Below are 24997 nucleotides of genomic sequence, written 5' to 3'. Positions count from 1 at the left end.
CAGGAGGAGGCACCGGGGGGACCGAAGCGGGCCTAGGGTTCGGTGCAGGCGGCGATCTCGATCAGGGCCAGCAGTTCCCGCTGGGTCTCCCGGCCCGCGGGGTCGGCCTCGTAGCGGGCCGACACCTTCTTGCGGGCGGCGGCCACGTCGCCGCAGGCCTTGCCGCGGGCGATGAGCTCGCGCAGGGACGAGGGCATGGGGCCCCAGTTGCCGACTTCCACCCAGGCTTCCGACAGGAAGATGAACTTGGGGATGGCCTCCCCGCCGTTGGTGAGGAACCTCGCGAAGACCTGGGGGTGCTGCTCCCGTGACACGAAGCGAACCTGCAGGCCGGCGGCAGCCCGGGCCATGCGCTCGAGCACCGGCACGTGCTTGACGACGTCCCCGCACCAGTCCTCGGCGATGGCCACGACCCGCACCGGGCGGGCCAGGGCGGCCAGGAAACCCGCGACGTGGGGTTCCAGCGCCGTGGCCTTGAGGAGCTCCTGCATGCGCTCGCGGTTGGCGGGGGCGGTTCCGGTGGCGATCCACTCGGCGTAGGGCAGTCCGGACTCGAAGATGGATTTCCAGTCCAGGGCCGGAAGGATGGGGGGCATGGGCATGGCGGAACCTCCGGGGTCATTCTGGTTCCATTTCCGGGGCGGTGTGGCGCTCGATGGGTGCGGCTCATGTAAAAAGTTTTTTACATGCCCCAAATGTTTGAAGTGCAGTTATTTAATTATTGAGTTGGTAAAGGTTGGGGATTTTCAGGACTTTAGATTCATGAGACTGGCTCCGATGTATAAATAACGGATTTTGCCAGGACCATTTCCTCCAAACGGGGTTGGGGGAAGTGTGCTTCGAATCCCTCCCCAGGGGGCTCGTTATGAATGTTTTTTCCAATCTGCGCGTTGGCGTGAAACTGGGTCTGGGATTCGGCCTGCTGATCGCCCTGATGCTGGCCACGATCCTGGTGGACAACCGGAAGATGGCAGCGATGGAAACGCAGACCGTGGAAATGTTCCGGGTGAACCAGGCCGCCGCCGACGCCTCCCAGGCCATGATCATCTCCGCCGACCGCATGCGGGTGGCCTACCGGGACATGGTCATCGCCCGGGAGCCCGCCGCCTTCGAGCGGTCCAAGGGTCTGTACCGGAAGGCCCGCGAGGGCTACGGCGAGGCCGAGGGCCGGCTGGCCCGGGTCAACGAGGGCCGCCGGGGCCGGATTCCGGCCGCCGAGCAGGACATCCTGGACCGGATCCGCTCCAGCCGGGAGCAGGCCTTCCCGGCCATCGACCGCCTCATGGACCTCATGGGCAAACCCGGAAAGCAGGAGGCCGGGGACTTCATCCTGGGCACGCTGCGTCCCATCTATGGCGGCTGGATGCAGGCCCTGGACGACCTGGGCGCCCAGCTCACGCAGCAGAACGCCGTCAAGGCCGCCGCCATCGAGAAGGCCGTGGCCCAGGCCCAGCGCCTGCAGCTGGCCCTGCTCGCCCTGGGCCTGATCGTCGGGACCGCCGCTGCCCTCCTGGTGACGCGGAGCATCACCCGGAGCCTGGGCGGCGAGCCTTCGTACGCCGCCGAGGTGGTCCGGCGCGTGGCGGATGGGGACCTGGCGACCCCCGTGGACGTGGATCCCCGGGCCAAGGGCAGCCTCCTGCTGGCCATGCGGGAAATGGTGGGCCGGCTGGCCGGGATCATCGGCCAGGTGCAGGAAACCTCCCAGTCCCTGGCGGGAGCTTCGGAAAAGCTGAGTTCCACGGCCCAGTCCCTGAGCCAGGGCGCCAGCGAACAGGCCGCGAGCGTGGAGGAGACCAGCGCCTCCATGGAGGAGATGAGCGCCTCCATCGCCCAGAACGACGAGAATGCCAAGGTGACCGGGGACCTGGCCTCCCGCACGGCCCAGGACACCCGGGAAGGGGGCCAGGCCGTGAAGGACACGGTGGGGGCCATGAAGGAGATCGCCAGGAAGATCGCCATCATCGACGAAATCGCCTACCAGACCAACCTGCTGGCCCTGAACGCGGCCATCGAGGCGGGCCGGGCCGGGGACCAGGGCCGGGGCTTCGCGGTGGTGGCGGCGGAAGTTCGCAAGCTGGCCGAGCGCAGCCAAGTGGCGGCCGAGGAAATCAGCGGACTGGCCTCGGGCAGCGTGGGCCTCGCAGAGCGGGCCGGGCACCTCCTGGACACCATCGTCCCTTCCATCCAGAAGACGAGCGACCTGGTGCTGGAGATCGCGGCGGCCTCCGGGGAGCAGAACTCGGGCGTCAGCCAGATCAACGGCGCCATCGGCCAGATCAGCCAGGCCGTGGCCCGGAGCGCGGCGGCCTCCGAGGAGCTGGCCTCCACGTCCGAAGAGGTCAATGCCCAGGCCCTGGAGCTGCAGTCGACCATGGCCTTCTTCCGGCTGGCGGGGAAGGCCGCGCCGTCCCGGAAGCGGGCCCCGGACCCCCTGGCGGATCCCGGGAAGGGTCGGGCGCCCACCGCCCTGGCCGCCCCTGGCCGGGAGGCGTTCGTCAGGTTCTAGGCCCACGTGCAGAATTTCAGGCCCGTTTTTTCTCGTTCCTGACGTCCCGGGCGCCGGAAAGGGTTGAAATACCTGCCGAATCTAAGCTCTCCACCGGGAATACCGATAACTCATCGAAGCCTTGTTCGTCTTGTCCCAATCCACGGCACCGAAAGGAGTTCCGCATGTCAAGCCTGAACAACCTCCGTCTTTCAGCACGGCTGTTGCTCGCCTTCCTGATCGTTTCCATCCTTTCGATCGGGGTCGGCCTGTTCGGGTTGAGGGGGACCTCGACCGTCGCCGGACTCATGCACCAGGTCTACACGGACAACGTGCAGGGCCAGAACTACATGGCCAACTGCATCGTGCGGGTGGCCGCCCTCCAGCTGCGGGTGATCTACATGGTCATCGCCCCGGACGAGAAGGGGCGGGCCGTGGAACTCGCCAACATCGAAAGCGCCAAGAAGGAATTCCTGGATTGGTCCAAGAAGGAGCGGTCCACCAACATGAGCGACACCGAAAAGGCGCTCTGGGCGGAAATCGACACCAAATGGGCCAGTTATGTGGAAACCATCAACAGCGTCTCCACCCTCCTGGACGCCAAGAAATCGGAGGAGGCGAAGAAACTGACGGTCCAGACGGCCCGGCCCAAGTACCTCGAGCTCCGGGGCCTCCTCGTGAAGATCCTCGACGACAACAGCCATGTGGCGCAGGAGGCCGACAAGGCCGGAGCGGCCACCTACGAGGCGCTGCGTCGCAATCTCATCATCGCGATGGCCGCGGGGTTCGCCCTGGCCATGGGGCTGGGACTCCTGGTGACCCGGGTGATCAAGCGCCAGGTGGGCGGCGAGCCCACGGAAGCCGCCCTCATCGCCCAGAAGGTGGCGGCCGGGGACCTGGCGGTCCAGGTGGACCTCATGCCGGGCGACACGACGAGCATGATGGCCTCCATCAAGAACATGGTTGAAAAGCTCGCCAGCGTGGTCGGGCAGGTGCAGGAAGCCTCCCGGTCGCTGGTGGGGGCCTCGGAGCAGCTCAGTTCCACGGCCCAGTCCCTGAGCCAGGGTGCAAGCGAACAGGCAGCCAGCGTCGAGGAGACCAGCGCCTCCGTGGAGCAGATGAGCGCCTCCATCGCCCAGAACAACGAGAACGCCAAGGTCACCGGGGATATCGCCACCAGGACGGCCAGGGAGACGGTGGAAGGGGGCCAGGCGGTGAAGGAGACCGTGGGCGCCATGAAGCAGATCGCCCAGAAGATCGCCATCATCGACGACATCGCCTACCAGACCAACCTCCTGGCCCTGAACGCGGCCATCGAGGCGGGCCGGGCCGGGGAACACGGCAAGGGCTTCGCGGTGGTGGCGGCCGAAGTGCGCAAGCTGGCCGAGCGGAGCCAGGTGGCCGCCGAGGAGATCAGCGGGCTCGCCTCGGGCAGCGTTGACCTGGCGGAACGCGCTGGCAAGCTCCTCGACACCATCGTCCCCTCCATCCAGAAGACGTCGGACCTGGTCATGGAGATTGCCGCGGCCTCCGCGGAGCAGAATTCAGGGGTGGGCCAGATCAACGCCGCCATCGGGCAGATCAGCCAGGCCGTCGCCCACAGCGCGGCCGCCTCGGAGGAACTGGCCTCCACCTCGGAGGAGGTCAACGCCCAGGCGCTCGAACTCCAGGGGACCATGGACTTCTTCCGGCTCGCCAAGGCCGCCGCGCCCGTCCGGAATCGCACGTCCGGTCGTTCCCCGGTCACGCCCCGGCGGGCCGCCCCCCAGCGGGAGGAAGAAGCGGGTGAGTTCACACGATTTTGATGGCTGACCCGCCGGGGTGATGGAATCCTTTCCTTCGCCTGTATGATTCGACCTTCCCCGCGCGACCCTGCGCCCCGTTCAGGAGACCGGACCCCTTGGAATCCCCAGAGACTGGAACAAAACCTCCGCTCACGCGGCATCTGGCCGCCTACGGCGTCCCTGCCGCGGTCTTCCTGGCGCCCCTTCTGGCCTCCGGATTCTCCCGGATGGGCGCGCTCCTGGGCGTCGCGGCCCTGGGGTGCGTCCTCCTGGGGCGGCGCCCCGCCCCCGCCCCCCCCGTGCCCGAGTCGGCGCCCGAACAGGCCACCCCCCAGGCCCGTCCCGGGATCGAGCAGGTCGCGGGCGCCGTGGTCCCCCTCTGGGCCGGCCAGACCTCCCAGGCCCGGTCGGAGATGGAGGAGGCCGTCACGGCGCTCACCGGACGCTTTTCGGCCATGCAGCGCAACCTCAAGGAGGCGGTCCATTCCGCGGGACTGGAGTCGAACCGGAACCTGCAGGCCGCCATCGAGGGCGGCTCCGCCGCCCTGCACGGGGTGGTGCAGGACCTGGAGAAGGGCGCCAGGGTCCGGAACGAGGTGCTGGAGAAGATCCAGGACCTGGCCGCCATCACCGAAGAGCTGCGGACCATGTCGGAAGAGGTGGCCGCCATCGCCAACCAGACCAACCTCCTGGCCCTGAACGCGGCCATCGAGGCCGCCCACGCCCGGGAGCTGGGGCGGGGCTTCGCCGTGGTGGCCGACGAGGTGCGCAAGCTGAGCATGCGCTCGGGCACCACGGGCAACGCCATCACCTCCAAGGTGGCCTGGGTGAACAAGTCGCTCCTGGACACCCTCGCCGCCACCCAGTCCTTCGCGGCAACCGACGCCGAGATGGTCCGGAAGGCCGACGCCACCATCAAGAAGGTGGTGGAGGACATCCAGCAGGGCGTCACCCTCCTGTCCGACTCCGCCCAGCGCTTCGAGGGCGTGGGGATCCACCTGGGCCAGGAGATCTCCAGCACCCTGGTCCACCTGCAGTTCCAGGACCGGGTCGGGCAGATCCTCCAGAGCGTCGTGGCGGACATGGAGAAGTTCAGCCACCGCCTCGAGCACCACCCCTCCGGCCTGGAGGTGGACCAGTGGCTCGCCGAGCTGGAGACGACCTACACGACCGCCGAGCAGCTCGCCATCCACCGTGGGGAGCAGACCTCCCATGACACGGATTCCGACATCACCTTCTTCTGAGTGGACCCCATGGCAAAAACCATCATGATCATCGACGATTCCGTGAGCCTCCGGCAGGTGGTGGCCATCGCCCTGGCCAGCGCCGGCTACGACGTCATCGAGGCCTGCGACGGGCAGGACGCGCTGGCCAAGCTCACCGGGCAGAAGGTCCACCTGATGATCTGCGACGTGAACATGCCCAACATGGACGGCATCACCTTCCTCAAGTCCATCCGGGTCCATCCGGCCTACAAGTTCACCCCGGTGATCATGCTCACCACCGAGGCCGGGGAGGACAAGAAGCGCGAGGGCCAGGCCGCGGGCGCCCGGGCCTGGGTTGTCAAGCCCTTCAAGCCCGAGCAGCTGCTCGTGGCCGTCTCCAAGCTGATTCTTCCCTGAGGCCGGCCATGATCTCCTTCGAACGCACCCAGCACACCCTCCTCGTCGCGGGCGAGCTCACCATCTACCACGCCGCCGAGGCGCGCCAGCGCCTCGGGGAGGAGCTGACCATGGACCCGGCCCTCGAAGTGGACCTCTCGGGCATCGAGGAGCTGGACACCGCCGGCGCCCAGGTGCTGCTCTGGCTCAAGCGCGAGGCCCGCGCCAGGGGCGGGGTCCTGCCCTTCATCCGCCACAGCCCCGCCGTCCTGGAGGTCCTCGACCAGCTCAACCTGGCCGCCGCCTTCGGGGACACCCTGCTCATCGCCCCCACCGCCTGAGGCACCCATGGACATGGAACAGGTCAAACAGACCTTCATCATCGAATGCCGTGAGCTGCTGGCCTCCATGGAGGAGGCGCTCCTCACCGTGGAGGACCAGGACGACGCCTCCGAGTCCATCAACGCCATCTTCCGCGCCGTGCACACCATCAAGGGTTCGGCGGGCCTGTTCGGCCTGGACCCCATCGTGCGCTTCGCCCACACGGTGGAAAGCGTCATGGACCGGGTGCGCGGCGGGCGGACCCCGCTGACCCCGGAACTGGTGGGGCTGTTCCTGGAGTGCCACGACCACCTGGTGCGCCTCCTGGCCACCACGGTGCGGGAGAACGCGACCGAACCCCCGGAAGTGGCCGCGGAGGGCGAGCGCCTGATGGCGGCCCTGGTGCCCTGGCTCGAGAACGGCGTGGCGACGGTGGCCGAGGCGGTGCGCCCGGAGGTGGCCCCCCGCCGCGAGGGCGGAGGGGACCACTGGCACATCTCCGTGCGCTTCTCGCCCACCGTGCTCCAGAACGGCATGGACCCCCTGTCCTTCGTGCGCTACCTGCGCACCCTGGGCCGCATGGTCAGCCTGCACTCCCTCCTGGAGAGGCTCCCCGCAGGGGAGGCCTTCGACCCGGAGCTCTGCTACCTGGGCCTGGAGATGGACCTGGAGACGGACGCGGACCGGCAGACGCTGGAGGGCGTGTTCGAGTTCATCCAGGACGACAGCCGGATCCGGATGATCCCGCCCCACTCCAAGGTGGAGGAGTACCTGTCCCTCATCCAGGCCCTGCCCGAGGAGGAGCACTACCTCGGCGAGATCCTGGTGGCCGGGGGCTGCATCACGCCCCACGACCTGGAGTCGGCCCTCGCCACCCAGAAGGCCGAGGACTCCCAGCGGATGATCGGGACGATCCTCGTGGAGGACCAGTCCGTGCCTCCTCCCGTGGTCGTCGCGGCCCTGGAGAAGCAGAAGCGCTTCCACGACAAGCTGGCCAACGAGATGAAGGTGGTGAAGGTCGCCGCCGACAAGCTGGACAAGCTGGTGAACCTGGTGGGCGAGCTGGTCATCGCCGGGGCCAGCGCCCAGGCCCTGGCCAGCCACTCCAAGGAGGCCCGCCTGCTGGAGGCCACCGCCACGTTCAACAAGCTGGTGGAGGAGATCCGGGACAACGCGCTCAGCCTTCGCATGGTGCAGATCGGGGAGACCTTCAGCCGGTTCCGGCGCATCGTGCGGGACGTGAGCCGGGAGCTGGGCAAGGAGATCGAGCTGGAGATCCAGGGCGCCGACACCGAGCTGGACAAGACCATCGTGGAGAAGATCGCCGACCCGCTCATGCACATCGTGCGCAACTCCATCGACCACGGCATCGAGTCCGCCGACGTGCGCCTGGCCCGGGGCAAGCCGGCCACGGGCTCCCTTTCGCTCAACGCCTTCCATGAATCCGGCAGCATCGTCATCGAGGTGGCCGACGACGGCGGCGGCCTGGACCGCGCGCGGATCCTGGCCAAGGCGGTGGAGCGGGGCCTGGTGCCCGCCGGGGCGGACCTGTCCGACGCCGAGGTCCACGCCCTCATCTTCGAGCCGGGGTTCTCCACCGCCGCCGCCGTGAGCAACCTCTCGGGCCGGGGCGTCGGCATGGACGTGGTGCGCCGGAACATCGACGAGCTGCGGGGGACGGTGGAGATCGAGAGCTACGAGGGCTCGGGCACCACCATGCGCATCCGGCTCCCCCTGACGCTCGCCATCATCGACGGCTTCCGGGTGGAGGTGGAATCCACCTGCTACGTCATCCCGCTGGACACCGTCATCGAGTGCCTGGACCTGGGCCCCTTCCTGGAGTCCGAGGAGAACCACCTCATCAACCTGCGGGGCGAGGTGCTGCCCTTCCTGCGCCTGCGGGAGGTCTTCAGCGTGCCGGGGCCCCGGCCCGCCAAGGAGCGGGTGGTGGTCATCCAGTACGGGGAGACGCGCGCCGGCATCGTGGTGGACAGGCTCCTCGGGGAATTCCAGACGGTCATCAAGCCGCTCGGGGAGCTCTTCCGCAACCTCAAGGGCGTCGGGGGGTCCACCATCCTCGGCACCGGCGAAGTGGCCTTGATCCTCGACGTCCCCCAGCTCGTGCAGCTCGCGACCCGCCGCGGCCGATCCTCCTCCCAGCCTGTGATTTCCAACTAGTCATTTCCACCATCAGGAGCCCCATGAACTGGTTCAAGCAACTCCGTCTCGCGACGCAACTCATCCTTTCCTTCATTCTGGTCGCCCTCATCGCCGGCGGCGTGGGAGCGATCGGCATCAGCAACCTGGGCAAGCTGGCCGAAAGCGACCGGTTCATGTTCGAGAACGCCACCGCGCCCATGAAGAACCTGGATGCCATCAACGGGAACTTCCAGCTGGTGCGCAACTCCCTGAGCAAGACCATCGCGGCCCCCGACAAGGAGAAGCTGGCGCAGGTCCTGGCCGCCTACGAGAAGAACTGGAAGCTCATGCAGGAGGCCATGACCGCCTACGCCAAGCAGGCCAGTTCGGCGGACGAGAAGGCCAACCTGGCCCGGCTCAGGGAACTGACCGTCACCTACGACCGGGAAGTGGCCCAGCCCATGATCCGGTTCCGGAACGAGAACAAGATCGCCGATTCGGTGGCGGTCTCCTACAGCCCGAACGTCGGCAAGATCACCAGCGAGCTCAACGGCGTCATCGAGAAGATGATCCGGGAGAACGTCGAGGAGGCCGAGGGCATCGCCGCCGCCAACGCCCAGACCGCCCACTCCGCCTCGGTCCAGATGACCGTGGCCATGGGCGTGGGCATGCTCCTGGCCGTGGGCCTGGGGCTCCTCGTGACGCGGCTGATCAAGCGCCAGGTCGGGGGCGAGCCCGCCTACGCCGCGTCCATCGTGCGCCAGGTGGCCGAGGGCAACCTGGCCCTGGAGGTCGTGACGGAACGGGGCGATACGGAGAGCATGATGGCCTCCATCAAGGTCATGGTGGAAAAGCTGTCGGACGTCGTCGGCCAGGTGCAGGAGTCCTCGGACATGCTGGTGGGCGCCTCGGAGCAGCTCAGCGCCACGGCCCAGTCCCTGAGCCAGGGCGCCAGCGAACAGGCGGCGAGCGTGGAGGAGACCAGCGCCTCCATGGAGGAGATGAGCGCCTCAATCGCCCAGAACAACGAGAACGCCAAGGTGACCGGGGACCTGGCGACCCACACGGCCCAGGACACCCGGGAGGGGGGCCAGGCGGTGAAGGATACCGTGGGCGCCATGAAGCAGATCGCCCAGAAGATCGCCATCATCGACGACATCGCCTACCAGACGAACCTCCTGGCCCTGAACGCGGCCATCGAGGCGGGCCGGGCCGGGGAGCACGGGAAGGGCTTCGCGGTGGTGGCGGCGGAGGTCCGGAAGCTGGCCGAAAGGAGCCAGATCGCGGCCGAGGAGATCAGCGGCCTCGCCTCGGGCAGCGTGGAGCTGGCGGAACGCGCCGGCAAGCTCCTGGACACCATCGTGCCCTCCATCCAGAAGACCTCGGACCTGGTCATGGAGATCGCCGCGGCCTCCGCGGAGCAGAACTCCGGCGTGGGCCAGATCAACGATGCCATCGGACAGATCAGCCAGTCCGTGGCCCAGAACGCCGCGGCCTCCGAGGAACTGGCCTCCACCTCCGAGGAGGTGAACGCCCAGGCGCAGGAGATGCAGAGCACCGTGGCCTTCTTCCGGCTGGCGGGGGCCCGCCCCCAGGCCCGGGCCAAGGCTCCGGGGCGGCCCCCCGTCCAGGGCCGGAAACCCCGGGCCCTGGCCCCGGCCTTGGACGAACAAGAATTCTCGCGGTTCTGACTTGAAGGAGACGGCCATGGCCGAAGCGATGCAGGTCAACAAACGCACCCGGGGCGGCGTCGAGCGGGCCCAGGTGGAGAAGAAGGACCAGTTCCTGGCCTTCGTGCTGGGCGGCGAGAACTTCGCCATGGACATCCGGTCCATCAAGGAGGTGATCCAGTACGGGGCCCTCACCGAGGTGCCCCTCATGCCGGACTTCATCCGGGGCGTGATCAACCTGCGCGGGGCGGTGGTGCCGGTGATCGACCTCTCGGTCCGGTTCGGCCGGCCCGCCACGGAAGTGGCGCGGCGCACCTGCGTGGTGATCCTCGAGGTGGAGCAGGAGGGGGACATCGTGGAGCTGGGGGTCATCGTGGACCACGTGAGCGAGGTCCTGGAGATCGGCGCCTCCGACATCGAGCCGGCCCCGTCCTTCGGCAGCACCCTGAGGAGCGACTTCCTGGCCGGGGTGGGCAAGGTGGGCGGGAAGTTCGTCATCCTGCTGGACGTCAACCACGTCCTCTCCATCGACGAGATGGCGGCCCTGGCCTCGGGCGGTTCCAGGACGGAAGCCTCGTGACCCTGCGCCCTCCTCCTTCCGGGCTTCCGCTGGCTGCGGGTTCTCCAGCGATCTCGGACCAGGAGTTCGGCCGCATCCGGACCCTGGTCAAGCAGCTTACCGGCATCAACCTTTCGGACCAGAAGAAGGCCCTCGTGGTGGGCCGCCTCGGCAGCCGCCTCCGGCACCGCGGCCTGGCCTCCTTCGGGGACTACTTCAAGATCCTCCAGGACCCCTCCGAGAAGGCCGAGCTCCAGACGGCCATCGACCTGATGACCACCAACGAGACCAGCTTCTTCCGCGAGCCCGAGCACTTCCGCATCCTGGCCGACCACATCCGCGCCCTGCGCCCCGTGCCCTTCCCGTTCAAGGTCTGGAGCGCGGCGAGCTCGAGCGGGGAGGAGGCCTACACCATCGCCATGGTGCTGTCCGACCTCCTGGGCACCGCCGACTGGCAGGTGCTGGGCACCGACATCAGCACGCGCGTCCTGGAGCGGGCCCGCACCGGCCTCTACCCCATCGAGCGCAGCGCCGGCATCCCCAAGGACCTGCTCCACGCCAGCTGCCTCAAGGGCACCGGAAAACAGGAGGGAATGTTTCTCGTCAACCGGAATCTAAGACAGCGGGTGACCTTCACCCAGGCCAACCTCATCCAGCCCCTGCCAAGGCTGGGCCCCTTCGACGTCGCCTTCCTGCGCAACGTCCTCATCTACTTCGAGCCGCCCCAGAAGAAGCTCGTGGTGGACGCCGTGGCCGCGCAGGTCAAGCCGGGGGGCCTGCTCATCGTCGGCCACTCCGAGAGCCTGACCGGGCTCGATCACAACCTCACCCCCCTTCGCCCGACGGTGTATCGTGTCCCCTGAACCCATCAAAGTCCTGATCATCGACGATTCCGCGGTGGTGCGGCAGGCCCTCTCGGAGATCCTCGGGAAGGACCGCGGGATCAAGGTCATCGGCCAGGCCATGGACCCGCTGTTCGCCATGGAGAAGATGAAGAAGGAGTGGCCGGACGTCATCCTGCTGGACGTGGAGATGCCGCGCATGGACGGCATCACCTTCCTGCGCAAGATCATGGCCGAGCGCCCCACGCCCGTCATCATCTGCTCGTCCCTGACGGCCAAGGGCGCCGAGACCACCATGCAGGCCCTGGCCGCCGGCGCCTTCACGATCTTCACCAAGCCCACGCTCGGCGTTAAGAACTTCCTGGAGGACAGCTCCGGCGATCTGGTCATGGCGGTGCGGGCCGCCGCCGGCGCCCGGGTCAGCCGGGTGCTCAAGCCCGTCCCGCCCAAGGCCAACGCGGACATCGTGCTTCCGCCGGGAGGCGAGGCCATGGTGGTCACCACCGACCGGTTCACCGCCATCGGGACCTCCACCGGGGGGACCCAGGCGCTGGAGTTCGTCCTGGCCTCCCTGCCCCGCACCTGCCCGGGCATCGTGGTGGTCCAGCACATGCCCGAGAAGTTCACGGCCGCCTTCGCGGCCCGGCTCAACAGCATCTGCGAGATCGAGGTGCGGGAGGCGAAGACCGGCGACCGCGTCCTGGCCGGGCGGGCCCTCATCGCCCCCGGCGGCAAGCACCTCGTGGTGCGCCGGAGCGGCGCCCAGTACGTGGCCGAGGTGGTCAGCGCGCCCCCCGTGAACCGGCACTGCCCCTCCGTGGACGTGCTCTTCCGGTCCGTGGCCAAGTACGCGGGGAGGAACGCCCTGGGGGTCATCATGACCGGCATGGGCGACGACGGCGCCCGGGGCCTCCTGGAGATGAAGCAGGCCGGGGCCCACACCCTGGCCCAGGACGAGGAGAGCTGCGTGGTCTTCGGCATGCCCAAGGAGGCCATCAAGCTGGGCGCCGCCGACAAGGTCGTCCCCCTGTCCATGATTCCCGAACTGATCGCCCGCTGAAGCCCGGAGCAAGCCATGGAGCCCACGGATACCATCCTGGTCATCGACGACGACGCGGGCCTGCGGGTCGCCCTGCGGGCCTTCCTGGGAGGCATCGGCCTTCGGGTGCTGGACGCCCCCGACGGCGCCCTGGGCCTGGAGGTGGCCCTCCGGGAAAGACCCGGCCTGGTCCTCCTGGACCTGTCCATGCCCGGCATGAACGGCTTCGACGTCTGCCGGGAACTCCTGGCCCAGTCCGGGGACGGGCCTCCCACCGTGATCGTCATGAGCGGCCTCCTGGGCACCACCCAGCGGGTGCGGGCGTTCCACGCCGGCGCCGTGGACTGCCTGGCCAAGCCCGTCCAGTACGAGGAGCTGGAAGTCCGGGTGAAGACCCATCTCGCCATCCGCCGGAGGACGCAGGAGCTCAAGGAGAGCCGCGACAGCCTGGGCAAGGCCCTCCACGACGCCAGCGCCATGAACCGGAACCTCCTGGCCCTCAACGAGAAGCTCCAGCACTCCGAGGAGGTCAAGACCCGCTTCCTGGCCCTCATGCGCAACGAGATCAACAACCCCCTCGGCAGCATCATGGCCCTTTCCGACAGCATCGCCGACCCGGCCCTGCCCCCCGGCAAGGCCCGGGAGCTGGCGCTCCTGGTCAAGGACGAGGCGTTCCACCTGGACTGCCAGATCCGCAACGTCTTCGCCGCCGCGGAAGTGGAGGCCGGCGAGGCCAGCCCCTTCATCTCGAGGGTGGACGTGGGCTCCGTGGTGCGGGACGTGGCGGCCTCCTTCGAGCCCAAGGCCCGGGAAAGGGGGCTCGGCGTGGCCATCAGCCTCCAGGGCCTGGAGGCGGACTGGCACACCGACGCGGACATGCTCCACCACATCCTCGCCAACCTCGTCTCCAACGCCGTGCAGCACGGGGGGGGCGCCCTCGAGGTGCGCGCCGAGGTGACGGAGGCCGGCCTGGTCCTGGAAGTCCAGGACGGCGGTCCGGGCATGTCCGGGGAGGGCCTGAAGGCGATCTTCGAGCCCTTCCGGAACAAGGGGGGATCCTTCAAGGTGGCCCGGGGCCAGGGCCTGGGCCTGGTCGTGGTGCGGGCCCTGGTGGACATCCTGGACGGACGGTTCCACGTCGACAGCGAACCCGGCCGGGGCAGCCTCTTCCGCGTCGTCCTGCCCAGGGCCCTGTCCCTGGCGGACCCGGAAGCCCGTGCCCAGGACGACAACATCCTGATCTTCGACGAGCCGCAAGCGTTCTGACCATGGACCAGGTCCTGGAGAAGGTCCCCAGCCACTACCTCTACCCCTGCATGGTGTTCGCGCACCGGCAGGAGTTCGAGGTGTCGACGGTGCTGGGGTCCTGCGTGGCGGTGTGCCTCTGGGACGCGACGATGCAGATGGGGGGGATCAACCACTACATGCTGGCCCTGTGGAACGGGGACGGCCTGCCCACGCCCAAGTACGGCAACATCGCCATCGACAAGCTGATCCGGGCCATGCTCGACCGGGGCTGCACCCGGGAGCGGCTGGTGGCCAAGGTCTTCGGCGGGGGCAACGTCATCGGCAACAGCCAGGGCGCCGTCACCGTGGGCGAACGGAACATCGCCGTCGCCCGGGAGCTGCTCCAGGAGGCCGGCATCCCCATCGTGGCCTCGGACGTGGGCGGGGACGTGGGGCGAAAGGTCATCTTCAACACCCGCACAGGGACCGTCCTCATGTCCCGCCTCAAGCGCATCGACGGCAAGCCCCTGGACCTCCCCGACGGCAGGCCGCGCTAGAATCCTCCAATGGAGGACCATGGCTGGATCGTCGTCAGGGACGCGCGGGAGCACAACCTGCGCGGCGTGGACGTGGCGATCCCCAGGGGCCGCATCACCGTCGTGACCGGGGTGTCGGGTTCCGGCAAGTCCTCCCTCGCCTTCGACACCCTCTTCCGGGAGGGCCAGCGGCGGTTCCTGGAGACCCTCCCCTCCTTCTCCCGGCAGTTCACCGGGGGCCTGGCGCGGCCGGCGGTGGCCTCCATCACCGGGCTGGGGCCCGCCGTGGCCGTGGGCCAGCGCGCGGCCCTGGCCAATCCCCGCTCCACCGTGGGCACCCTCACCGAGGTGTGGGACCTGCTGCGCCTCCTCTTCGCGCGGCTCGGGAAGGGGCCGGTCCCTCCCACGCGGGGGCTCTTCTCGTTCAACGGCCCGGAGGGCGCCTGCCCCGCCTGCGCCGGCCTGGGGGTGGAGGACCGGCTGGACCTGGACCTCCTGGTGGCCGACCCCGCCCGCAGCCTGCGCCAGGGGGCCCTCCACGTGAGCACGCCCAACGGCTACCTCATGTACTCCCAGGTGACCCTGGACGTGCTGGACCAGGTGCTGCGGGCCCACGGAGGCTCCGTCGACGTCCCCTGGCGGGACCTGGGGGACGAGGCCCGGCACGTGGTCCTGTTCGGCTCGGAGCGCCTACGGGTTCCCTACGGCAAGCACCCCCTGGAATCCCGCCTCAAGTGGACCGGCATCACCGCCCGCCCCCGCCAGGACGGCTTCTACCGGGGCCTCGCGCCGGTCATGGAGGAGATCCTCCGGGGCAAGCGCAACGACTCCATCCTGCGCTACGTGCGCACCACCCCCTGCTCATCGTGCCTGGGGGCGCGGCTGCGTCCGGAGGCCCTGGCGGTCCGGTGGCGGGGCCTGGCCATCACGGACCTGGCCCGCAGGACGGCCTCGGAACTCCACGGATTCCTGGCGGGACTGGAGCCCTCCGGTCCCGGGGCCGGCGTCCTTGCGCCCATCCGGGAGGACCTTCTGGCCCGCACCGCCCTGATGACCGAACTGGGCCTCGGGTACCTGGCCTTCGACCGCCCCGCGCCCACCCTCTCCCTGGGGGAGGCCCAGCGCCTGCGCCTGCTCACCCTGGCCCTGGGGGAACTGCGGGGCCTCCTGCTGGTGCTGGACGAGCCTTCCGCCGGCCTCCACCCGGGCGACGCGGCGCGCCTGCTGGGCGTGCTGCGCCGGCTGCGGGACCAGGGCCAGACCGTGGTGGTGGTCGAGCACGATCCCGTCGTCGCCCTGGGTGCCGACTGGATCGTCGACCTGGGCCCCGGTCCGGGCAGGGAGGGCGGAGGCCTGCTCTACAGCGGCCCCCCGGCGGGCCTTCTGGAACCGGGCGACGCCCCCACCCGCACCTGGCTGCGGGGCGGCTTCCGCCCTCCGCCCCGGACCCCCCGGGAGGGGCCCCGCACGCGCATCGAGGGCCTGTGCCGCAACAACCTGCAGGACCTCGCCATCGAGCTGGTGGAGGGCGGCCTCAACGTGGTCACCGGCGTCTCCGGGGCCGGCAAGACCTCCCTCCTGGAGGACGTCGCCGGACGCCGCCCGGCGCTTCTGGTGGACGCGTCCCCCATCGGCCGGACCCCGAGATCCAACGCCGCCACCTACACCGGCGCCTTCGACCTGATCCGGGCCCTCTTCGCCGCCACCCCGGAGGCCCGGGCCGCGGGCCTGGGCAAGGGCCACTTCACCTTCAACACGCCCGGAGGGCGCTGCGAGACCTGCGAAGGGGCCGGGGTGCTGGAGGTGGGCATGAAGCACCTGGGAACGGTGTCCGTGCCCTGCGGCGCCTGCGCCGGGCGGCGGTTCCACCCGGAGGTCCTGGCCGTTCCCTTCCGGGGCCGGAGCATCGCCGACGTGCTTGAGTGCAGCGTCCGGGAAGCCGCCGAGGTGTTCGGGGACCAGCCGAAACTGGCCCGCATCCTCACGGCCCTCCTGGACTGCGGCCTGGGGTACCTGCCCCTGGGCCAGCCCGCCACCACCCTCTCGGGCGGCGAGGCCCAGCGGGTCAAGCTGGCCACGGAGCTGGCCCGGGCGGGGAAGGGGACCGCCTTCATCGCCCTGGACGAGCCCACCACGGGGCTCCACGCCGCCGACACCCAGGTGCTGCTGCGGGCCTGGGACCGCCTCGCCCAAGCCGGCCACACCCTCCTGGTGGTGGACAACGATCCCGACGTGATCCTGCGCGCCGACCACGTCATCGACCTGGGGCCCGGCAGCGGTCCCGGAGGCGGCCGCATCGTCGTGGCCGGACCCCCCGCCGCGGTGGCCGCCTGCGCTGGCTCCCTCACGGGGGCGGGGCTGCGGGGCTTCCCCCTCCCCGCGGCGTCCCCGCCCGCCCCGGCCGCCGCCCCGCCCATGGAGCTCCGGGGCGTCACCACCCACAACCTGCGGGAGGTGGACGCCGCCTTCCCGGCGAGAGGTCTCACGGTGGTCACCGGACCCTCGGGTTCGGGCAAGAGCTCCCTGGCCTTCGACACCCTGCTGGCCGAGAGCCTCAACCGGTTCAACGACCTGGTGGCGCCCTGGGCGCGCCGGCTCCTGCCCCGCAAGGGCGGGGCCGAGTTCGTCTCGGCCCGCAACCTCCAGGCCGCCGTGGCCGTGCCCCAGGCTTCGGGCCGGCGCAACCCCCGCTCCCGGGTGGGCACCGTCACGGAGCTGGACGAACTCTACCGCATGCTCTGGTCCAGGGCCGGGTCGGAGCCGCTTCCCGCCTCGGCCTTCTCGCCCAACGCCGAAGCCGGGGCCTGCCCCCGGTGCAAGGGCCTGGGCTTCCTCCAGGCCTGCGACCCGGAGCGGCTCGTGACGGCCCCGGACCTGCCCCTCGGCGCCGGCGCCATGGACGGCACCCGCTTCGGCGCCTACCTGGGAGAGCCCGACGGCAGGTACGTCGCCACCCTCCTGGCCGCGGGCCGGAAGCTGGGGCTGGACTTCACCCTCCCCTGGCGCGGGCTGGACGCCCGCGCCCGGACCGTGGCCATGCGCGGCTGCGAGGGGATCCTGGACGTGGAGTGGGCCTACCGCCGGGGCAGGCGCGAGGGAGTGCACCGGCTCGCCACCCCCTGGGAGGGCTTCGCCGCCCTGGTGGACACCGAGTACGAGCGGGTGCACCTGGAGAAGGGCGAGGGCCTGGCGGAGCTCCTGGCCGAGACCCCCTGCCCGGACTGCCGCGGGGAGCGCCTGAACCCGCGGTCCCGGGGGGCCGCCTTCGCGGGGCTGCGCCTGCCCGAACTCGCGGGCATGCCCGCGGCCGCGGCCCGGGCCTGGTTCCGGTCCCTGGACCTGTCCGGTCCCGCCGCGGCCCTGCGGGAGGACATCCTGCCCCGCCTGGCGGCCCTGGAGGAGGCGGGCCTGGGGCACCTCGCGCCCGGGCGGGAGATGGCGAGCCTCTCCGGCGGCGAGGCCCAGCGGGTGAGGCTGGCCGCGTCCCTGGGCTCGGGCCTCTCGGGCGTCACCTACGTGCTGGACGAGCCGACCCTCGGCCTCCACCCCCGGGACACCGCGCGCCTGGCGGGGGTCCTGCGCGGCCTGGCCGACGCCGGCAACGCCGTCGTGGTGGTCGAGCACGACCCGGCCCTGGTGGCCCGGGCCGACCACATCCTGGAGCTGGGCCCCGGGGCGGGACCCGAAGGCGGCCGGGTGACGGGCCACGGCGCCCCGGGCTCCTTCCCGGCCTCCTCGCACACCGGCCGGATCCTGGCGCGGCGGACCCCGGCCGCGTTCGCCCCGGCGCGCTCGCTTTCCCCCGGCGTGTCCATCCGCGGCGCCAACCTCCACAACCTGCGCGGCCTCGACGTGGACCTGCCGGCGGGGGCCCTGGTGGCCGTCACGGGCGTCTCGGGCAGCGGCAAGTCCAGCCTGGTGCGGGGCGTCCTGGCGGCCTCGCTGCGCTCCCTCCTGGCCGGGCGGGGCCCGGTGGGCTGCGGGGAGCTGCGGGTCCACATCCCCCTCCGGCGCGTGGAGGTCCTGGACCAGGGGGGCTCCGGCCCGGGCTGGTCCACCACCGTGGCCACCGCCGCGGGCCTGGCGGAACCCCTGCGCCGGCGCTTCGCCGCCACCCCCCGGGCACGGGCCCTGAAGCTCGCGGCCCGGCACTTCTCCACGGCCTCGGCGGGAGGGCGCTGCGAAGCCTGCGAGGGCAGGGGGGTGCTCACCGTTGCCATGGACCTCCTGCCGGACGTGACCGTGGGGTGCGAGACCTGCGGGGGCGCGGGCTTCCGGCCCGAGGTCCTGGAGTGTCTCCTGGAGGGCCGGTCCATCGCCGGGGTCTTCGCCTCGACCGTGGAGGAGGCCCTGGCCCTTTTCGGGTCCGACCCGGTCCTGGCGGGGCCCCTGGACGCCCTGGCCCGGGTGGGCCTGGGCTACCTGCGCCTGGGGCAGCCCGGCCCGGGACTCTCCGGCGGGGAATGGCAGCGCCTGCGCCTGGCCTCCATCCTCGCCGCGCCTCCGGAAGGCGCCGCCGTGCTCCTGGACGAGCCCGCGCGGGGCCTGGGGGCCGGCGACGTGGAGCGCCTGGTGGCGGCGCTGCGCCGGCTGGCCGGAGGCGGCAACCTGGTGGTGGCCGTGGAGCACGACCTGGACCTGGTGCGCGCCGCGGACTGGGTCGTGGACCTGGGCCCCGGGGGTGGGCCCCAGGGCGGGGACCTCGTGGCGGCCGGCACGCCCGCGGACATCATGGCGTGCGGGGCCTCGGCCACGGGCTTTGCATTGAACCATTAATACCGCGTTCTTGCTATATTCTAGGGGACACGGGGCCGCATTCGGGCGGCCGTTCTGTTTTGACAGGGAACCCCCCATGCCCGACATCCGCCGCCTGTTCGTGGAGAAGAAGCCCGAGTTCGCCGTGGAGGCGGAGAAGCTTCGCCACGACCTGCGCGAGCAGCTGGGCATCACGGGCCTGGAGGGCGTGCGCCTCGCGGCGCGCTACGACGTGGAGGGCCTCTCCGCGGCCCACCTCGAGGCGGCGCGCTGGACCGTCTTCGCCGAACCCCCGGTGGACGCGGTGTTCGACGAGGAACTGCCCGTGGGCCCGGAGGAGACGGCCCTGGCCGTGGAGTACCTGCCCGGGCAGTACGACCAGAGGGCCGACAGCGCCGCCCAGTGCCTCCAGCTCCTGTCCCACGGCGCGCGGCCCGCGGTGGCCGGGGCCCACGTCTTCGTCTTCCGGGGCGCGCTGGCGCCCGGGGACATGGACCGCATCCGGGGTTTCCTCATCAACCCCGTGGACAGCCGGGAGGCCTCCTGGCACAAGCCCGCGACGCTCACCCCGGTCCTGCCCGAGCCCGCCGCCGTGGCCGTGCTGGACGGCTTCAACGAGGGCGGCCCCTCCTTCCTCGAGGAACTGCATGCCCGCATGGGCCTGGCGATGACCCTGGCGGACCTGGAGCACACTCGCACCTACTTCCGGGGCGAGGGCCGCAACCCCACCGAGACCGAGCTGCGCCTGCTGGACACCTACTGGTCCGACCACTGCCGGCACACCACCTTCCTCACCCGGGTCACGGACGTGGCCGTGGAGGACGGCCCCATGGCCCGGCCCATCCGGCGCGCCTACGGGGCCTACCGCGACCTGCGGGCCGAGGTCTTCGGGGAGGAGCTGGCGGACCGCCCCGAGTGCCTCATGGACATCGCGCTGCTCCCCGCCCGGGCCCTGCGCAGGGCCGGCAAGCTCGACGACCAGGAGCTCACCAGCGAGATCAACGCGTGCTCGGTGGTGGTGGACGTGGACAACACGGCGGCTCCCGGCGGCCATGAGCCCTGGCTGCTCATGTTCAAGAACGAGACCCACAACCACCCCACCGAGATCGAGCCCTTCGGCGGAGCCGCCACATGCCTGGGCGGGGCCATCCGCGACCCGCTCAGCGGGCGCTCCTACGTGTACCAGTCCATGCGGGTGACGGGCTCGGGCGACCCCCGGGTCCCCATGGACGCCACCCTCCCCGGCAAGCTGCCCCAGCGCAAGATCACCCAGGAGGCCGCCCAGGGCTTCGCCTCCTACGGCAACCAGATCGGCCTGTGCACGGGCCAGGTGACGGAGTACTACGATCCGGGCTTCGTGGCCAAGCGCATGGAGATCGGCGCGGTGGTGGGCGCCGTGCCCCAGGCCCAGGTGCGCCGAGAGGAGCCCGCGCCCGGCGACGTGATCATCCTGGTGGGGGGCCGCACCGGCCGCGACGGCATCGGCGGCGCCACCGGCAGCTCCAAGAGCCACACCGAGGACTCCATCGACACCTGCGGCGCCGAGGTGCAGAAGGGGGATCCCCCCATGGAGCGCAAGCTCCAGCGCCTGTTCCGCTCCCCCGCCTTCTGCCGGCTGGTGAAGAAGTGCAACGACTTCGGCGCCGGCGGCGTGGGGGTGGCCATCGGGGAGCTGGCCCCGGGCCTGGTCATCGACCTGGACGTGATCCCGCGGAAGTACGAAGGCCTCAACGGCACCGAACTGGCCATCGCCGAGAGCCAGGAGCGCATGGCCGTGGCCGTGGCCGCGGAGGACGCCCCGGAGGTGCTCCGCCTGGCCTCCCTGGAGAACCTGGAGGCCACCCTGGTGGCCCGGGTCACGGAGGAGCCGCGCCTGCGCATGACCTGGCGCGGCCGCACCATCGCCGACCTCTCCCGCGAGTTCCTGGACACCAACGGCGCCGCCCAGTTCACCTCCGTGCGCATCGAGTCCCCCGCCGCGGCCACCCCCTTCGCCGCGCCCCCCGTGGCCCCGGAGGACCTGGAGCGCCGCTGGCTGGAGGGCCTCGCTGACCTGAACACCTGCAGCCAGCGCGGCCTGGGCGAGAAGTTCGACTGCACCATCGGCGCAGGCACCGTGCTGGCCCCCTTCGGAGGGCGCCTCCGGCGCACGCCGGGCGAGGCCATGGTGGCCAAGTTCCCCGTGCAGGACGGCGAGACCCTGTCGGCCAGCGCCATGAGCCACGGCTACTTCCCCGCCCTCAGCCGCTGGAGCCCCTTCCACGGCGCGGTGTGGGCCCACGTGCAGGCCGCGGCGCGCCTGGCGGTGGTGGGCGCGGACCCGCGCAAGCTGCGCTTCACGCTGCAGGAATACTTCGGCAAGCCCGCAGGCGACCCCGTGCGCTGGGGCCGGCCTTTCGCGGCCCTCCTGGGGGCCCTGCACGCCGAGATGGCCCTGGGCGCCCCCGCCATCGGCGGCAAGGACTCCATGAGCGGCACCTTCAAGGACCTGGACGTGCCCCCGACCCTGGTGGCCTTCGCCGTGGACGTGGTGCGGGCCGACCAGGTCACCAGCCCCGAGTTCAAGGGCCCCGGCCACGCCGTGGTGCTGATCGACCTCCTGCGCACCGAGGAGGCCCTCCCCGACTGGGAGGTGCTCGACAAGACCTACGCCCACGCCGCCCGGCTCGTGCGGGAGGGCAGGGTGCTGGCCGCACGCACCGTGGGCATGGACGGCCTCGCCCCCGCCCTGTCGATCATGGCCTTCGGCAACGGGGTGGGGCTCGAACTGGAGTGCCGCGAACCCTCCCACTGGTTCGCCCCCCGCCCCGGCGCCCTCGTGCTGGAGCTCGACGGCGACCTGGAGGAGCTGCTGGACGGCCTCGCCTGGACCCGCCTCGGCACGACCCGGGCCGAGCCCGTGATCCGCACGAAGGGCATGGTCCTGCCGCTGGACCGGGCCATGGCCGCCTGGGAGGCGCCGCTGGAGCCCATCTTCCCCACCCGCCTGGAGGGCGCAGCCCCGGCGCTGCCGCCCTTCCAGCCCCGCGTGCTCCATGCGCCCCGGGGGCCCGCCCTGGGCCTCGCCCGTCCCCGGGTGGTCCTCACCGTCTTCCCCGGCACCAACTGCGAGTACGACACCGCGCAGGTCTTCGAAAGGGCCGGGGCCGTGGCCGAGACCGTGGTCTTCCGCAACCTGGACGCCCGGGCCGTGGAGGAATCCCTGGACGCCATGGCCGAAGCCATCGCCCGGGCCCAGATCCTCATGATCCCCGGCGGCTTTTCCGCCGGCGACGAGCCCGAGGGCAGCGGCAAGTTCATCGCCGCCGCCTACCGCAACCCCCGGGTGAAGGACGCCGTGCACGAACTGCTCGGGAAGCGCGACGGTCTCGTGCTGGGCATCTGCAACGGCTTCCAGGCCCTGATCAAGCTGGGCCTCGTGCCCTTCGGCGAGATCCGCGACCTCGACCCCCGCAGCCCCACCCTCACCTTCAACAGCCTGCGGTACGCCAGCCGCTTCGCCCGCACCCGCGTGGTGGCCAACGGCAGCCCCTGGCTCTCCCGGCTCCAGCCCGGCGCCGTCCACACCGTGGCCATCGCCCACGGCGAGGGCCGCATCGTGGGCCCCGCCGACGTGCTGGAGGACCTCCTGGCCCGAGGCCAGGTGGCCACCCAGTACGTGGACGACCGGGGCGAACCCACCCTGGACCTGGAGTTCAACCCCAACGGCAGCTCCCTGGCCATCGAGGGCCTCACGAGCCCCGACGGCCGGGTCTTCGGGAAGATGGCGCACCCCGAGCGCTACACACCCCACGTGTGGTACAACGTGCCGGGGGACAAGGACATGGAGATCTTCAGGGCGGGCGTCGACTACTTCCGGTGAATGGGGGTCATCCCAGGTCCAAGGGCAGGGCGTATTCCGTCCCGCTCGGTTTTTCCCCGGAATCGCACAGGGAAACCACCAGGCCCAGGTAGGCGAGCACCCGAAACTGGGAAGCGGTGACGTGCCGGATCCGGGGAAGGTCCCATTGTGGACCGTATCCCCTCAGCCACCCCCGTCCATCCGAACGTGCTGATCTGCAAAAGGCTTTTGGGCTTTTCCTCTGCGATCCTCGGTCCCCTCGGCGCCTCGGCGTTAGGCTTTTTGCCGGTTGCCTCGGCGCGAGTAATCTTTGCGTCGGCATAACCTAGGAAAATTTTAACGCCGAGGCGCCAAGGAAAAGCAAAAATTGCATTAACCCAATTATCATCAGCGTTGGATACCCCGCTGAGGGGATACTGTGGATCTTGGACGCCCGTGGGCCGGAGGTTGTTCATGCCACTCTGGTTGGCGGTTGGTGAATAAGGCAAGTGCCTTCGAGGCTTATTTGGGGAAATCCTCACCAGGCCTGACGGTTTTTGATTTCAGCATGCGCACGACAGCTTTTATTATTGTTATGAATATAGATAACAATCCAAATGCCATAATATTCGATAATAGGAATTGGATGACGAATGGAAGTTTGTTAAGACAACTTTCAATATCAATAGCTTTTATAAAAATTGGTGTGGTGACGGCAACAATGAAAACCATGCTCGATGCAATCAACCTTGGTTGAGTTAATGCCATTGGTGGGTCCTTATTATGCAGTGAGTAGTTGTTGGTTTAATAACTTATGTCGGGTTTATTGCCCGCGCAATTGGTGTCCGAATAGTTCTGGATGGCACGGAAATTAGCCTTCCAGTTTTCTTCGTTCCTATTGAATTTATCTCTAAGCTCGATACCGCCCGGAACGGCAGAGGAAACCAGTCCCCCAAGCCCTGCAATGATTCCCCCCGTTACGGCACCGGCTCTTATAACGGGAGCGGCCCCCATTCAGAAGCGAAATCCCCCAATCGCAGGTTCCGGGGCCGACTTCCGCGGGCATGGCACCCTGGGCGGGCGCTCCTGCTGTTAGGCCGCCCGTGAAGGGAAATGTAAAACCTAAAGTAATATAGGATAAAAAACGAATCATAAATATCACCTGTCGTAATAGATTTTTACGATATCAAATGCTTGCGCTGGACAATGGAGAGCCAATTTTGTTGGTGCTGTAAAATGGTATTGAAATTAAATTCAAGGAAAAATGTCCGGATCATCTGCGTCAAGCCGGTGGGTGATGAGGCGGGCCGTGGGCATTTACAGAAATTAGTGATGGCCTCGCCACTTTGCAACAGAATTATTCATCTTCCACGAATAGTGGCATTCAGAGCCAGTGCGAAGGCGATCACCCCACCCCCCATCGCGAGTCGTATCCATTCCACCCGCTCCCCGAACACCAGGCCCGAAGCCAGGATGGCCAGGGGCACCTTGGCGTTGTTGAAGACCGCCAGGGTGCCCACGTCCACCTTGCGGGCGCCGGTGTTGAAGAGGAAGAAGCCCAGCCCCGAGGCCACCAGGCCCAGGTAGGCGAGCACCAGGATCTGGGAAGCGGAGGCCTGCCGGATGCGGGGAAGGTCGATCCCGGGCACGGCCATGGCCAGGGTCACCAGGGCGGCGCCGGTGAAGAGGAGGCCCATGAGCTGGCGGTCGGGCCTTCCAAGGCGGCGCGCCAGGCGCCGGTACCCCACCTGGCCCAGGGCGAAGCAGGCGTTGGAGGCCATGACCAGGAGGAAGCCCAGGAGCACGCCTTCCTGGCGCACCCGCGCGCCCAGGCAGATCGCGGTGCCTGCCACGGCCAGCGCCGCCACGCCCAGCACGGACCAGGACATGCGCAGGGAGAGGGCATCGTCGGCCAGGGCCACGAGGATGGGCGTGAAGATGGTGAAGAGGGCCACCTCGCTGGGCAGCAGCCACCGGAAGCTGGCGGTGTAGAAGACGTACATCAGGCCGAACTGAAGCGCGCCCACCAGGGCCAGCGCGAACCCGTCCCGCCGGGCCAGGCCCCTGATCCGCACGAAGGGCAGGAAGAGGGCCAGGGCCAGCAGGGACCGGGCGGCGGCCACGAAGGGCGCCCCCAGCGGACTGACCCGGGGGATCAGTCCGAAGGAGAGGGCCCAGAGGAGGGAGACGGCGAGAAGAAAGACCATCCCCCAACT

17 protein-coding genes are annotated in these 24997 nt (G+C 69.6%); 15 read left to right on the top strand and 2 right to left on the bottom strand.

All coding sequences use genetic code 11. The features are described from left to right. Nucleotides 1–32: 32 nt before the first annotated feature. Entirely contained in the window at nucleotides 33–602 is a 570-nt protein-coding gene (locus RAH40_RS12030; RefSeq protein WP_306597781.1) for a thioredoxin family protein, read from the bottom strand. A 293-nt stretch (nucleotides 603–895) separates the two neighbouring features. On the opposite strand from RAH40_RS12030, the gene RAH40_RS12025 reads away from it, so the two are divergent. From RAH40_RS12025 to RAH40_RS11955, 15 genes are all read left to right on the top strand, one after another. Further along, nucleotides 896–2509, top strand: a complete 1614-nt coding sequence (locus RAH40_RS12025) for a methyl-accepting chemotaxis protein (protein WP_306597780.1) — start codon at nucleotides 896–898, stop codon at nucleotides 2507–2509. 164 nt (nucleotides 2510–2673) lie between these two features. Beyond that, nucleotides 2674–4293 carry a methyl-accepting chemotaxis protein gene (locus RAH40_RS12020; RefSeq protein WP_306597779.1) on the top strand — a complete coding sequence of 540 codons (1620 nt, stop codon included), beginning with the start codon at nucleotides 2674–2676 and terminating at the stop codon, nucleotides 4291–4293. A gap of 95 nt (nucleotides 4294–4388) precedes the next feature. Next, nucleotides 4389–5516, top strand: a complete 1128-nt coding sequence (locus tag RAH40_RS12015; RefSeq protein ID WP_306597778.1) for a methyl-accepting chemotaxis protein — start codon at nucleotides 4389–4391, stop codon at nucleotides 5514–5516. Between the two features lie 9 nt (nucleotides 5517–5525). Further along, entirely contained in the window at nucleotides 5526–5894 is a 369-nt protein-coding gene (locus RAH40_RS12010; RefSeq protein ID WP_306597777.1) for a response regulator, read from the top strand. A gap of 8 nt (nucleotides 5895–5902) precedes the next feature. Beyond that, nucleotides 5903–6214: a lipid asymmetry maintenance protein MlaB gene (locus RAH40_RS12005; RefSeq protein ID WP_306597776.1), complete on the top strand. Its 312-nt coding sequence runs from the start codon at nucleotides 5903–5905 to the stop codon at nucleotides 6212–6214. 7 nt (nucleotides 6215–6221) lie between these two features. Next, the gene (locus RAH40_RS12000; RefSeq protein WP_306597775.1) at nucleotides 6222–8372 is read left to right on the top strand and encodes a chemotaxis protein CheA; all 2151 of its coding nucleotides are present in this window, start codon (nucleotides 6222–6224) and stop codon (nucleotides 8370–8372) included. Nucleotides 8373–8395: 23 nt separating this feature from the next. After that, nucleotides 8396–10024, top strand: a complete 1629-nt coding sequence (locus RAH40_RS11995; protein ID WP_306597774.1) for a methyl-accepting chemotaxis protein — start codon at nucleotides 8396–8398, stop codon at nucleotides 10022–10024. A 16-nt stretch (nucleotides 10025–10040) separates the two neighbouring features. Beyond that, the gene (locus RAH40_RS11990) at nucleotides 10041–10583 is read left to right on the top strand and encodes a chemotaxis protein CheW (RefSeq protein WP_306597773.1); all 543 of its coding nucleotides are present in this window, start codon (nucleotides 10041–10043) and stop codon (nucleotides 10581–10583) included. Continuing rightward, on the top strand, nucleotides 10580–11425 hold the full coding sequence (locus RAH40_RS11985) for a protein-glutamate O-methyltransferase CheR (protein ID WP_306597772.1): 846 nt from the start codon (nucleotides 10580–10582) through the stop codon (nucleotides 11423–11425). The genes RAH40_RS11990 and RAH40_RS11985 overlap by 4 nt, the downstream gene beginning before the upstream one ends. Then, entirely contained in the window at nucleotides 11415–12464 is a 1050-nt protein-coding gene (locus RAH40_RS11980) for a chemotaxis response regulator protein-glutamate methylesterase (protein WP_306597771.1), read from the top strand. The genes RAH40_RS11985 and RAH40_RS11980 overlap by 11 nt, the downstream gene beginning before the upstream one ends. Nucleotides 12465–12479: 15 nt before the next feature. After that, on the top strand, nucleotides 12480–13709 hold the full coding sequence (locus RAH40_RS11975; protein WP_306597770.1) for a hybrid sensor histidine kinase/response regulator: 1230 nt from the start codon (nucleotides 12480–12482) through the stop codon (nucleotides 13707–13709). Nucleotides 13710–13711: 2 nt separating this feature from the next. Next, the gene (locus RAH40_RS11970; protein ID WP_306597769.1) at nucleotides 13712–14227 is read left to right on the top strand and encodes a chemotaxis protein CheD; all 516 of its coding nucleotides are present in this window, start codon (nucleotides 13712–13714) and stop codon (nucleotides 14225–14227) included. Nucleotides 14228–14236: 9 nt separating this feature from the next. Further along, the gene (locus RAH40_RS11965; protein WP_306597768.1) at nucleotides 14237–18982 is read left to right on the top strand and encodes a hypothetical protein; all 4746 of its coding nucleotides are present in this window, start codon (nucleotides 14237–14239) and stop codon (nucleotides 18980–18982) included. Nucleotides 18983–19058: 76 nt separating this feature from the next. Then, the gene (locus RAH40_RS11960; protein WP_306597767.1) at nucleotides 19059–22823 is read left to right on the top strand and encodes a phosphoribosylformylglycinamidine synthase; all 3765 of its coding nucleotides are present in this window, start codon (nucleotides 19059–19061) and stop codon (nucleotides 22821–22823) included. A 397-nt stretch (nucleotides 22824–23220) separates the two neighbouring features. After that, on the top strand, nucleotides 23221–23538 hold the full coding sequence (locus tag RAH40_RS11955; RefSeq protein ID WP_306597765.1) for a hypothetical protein: 318 nt from the start codon (nucleotides 23221–23223) through the stop codon (nucleotides 23536–23538). A gap of 604 nt (nucleotides 23539–24142) precedes the next feature. On the opposite strand, the gene RAH40_RS11950 is transcribed toward RAH40_RS11955, so the two are convergent. Beyond that, nucleotides 24143–24988 (bottom strand): EamA family transporter, encoded by an 846-nt coding sequence (locus RAH40_RS11950; protein ID WP_306597764.1) that lies wholly within the window; start codon nucleotides 24986–24988, stop codon nucleotides 24143–24145. Between the last annotated feature and the right edge of the window lie 9 nt (nucleotides 24989–24997).

This window comes from Geothrix sp. 21YS21S-2, from assembly GCF_030846775.1.
Classification (GTDB): domain Bacteria; phylum Acidobacteriota; class Holophagae; order Holophagales; family Holophagaceae; genus Mesoterricola.
This window is presented reverse-complemented; position numbering and strand designations above follow the sequence as displayed.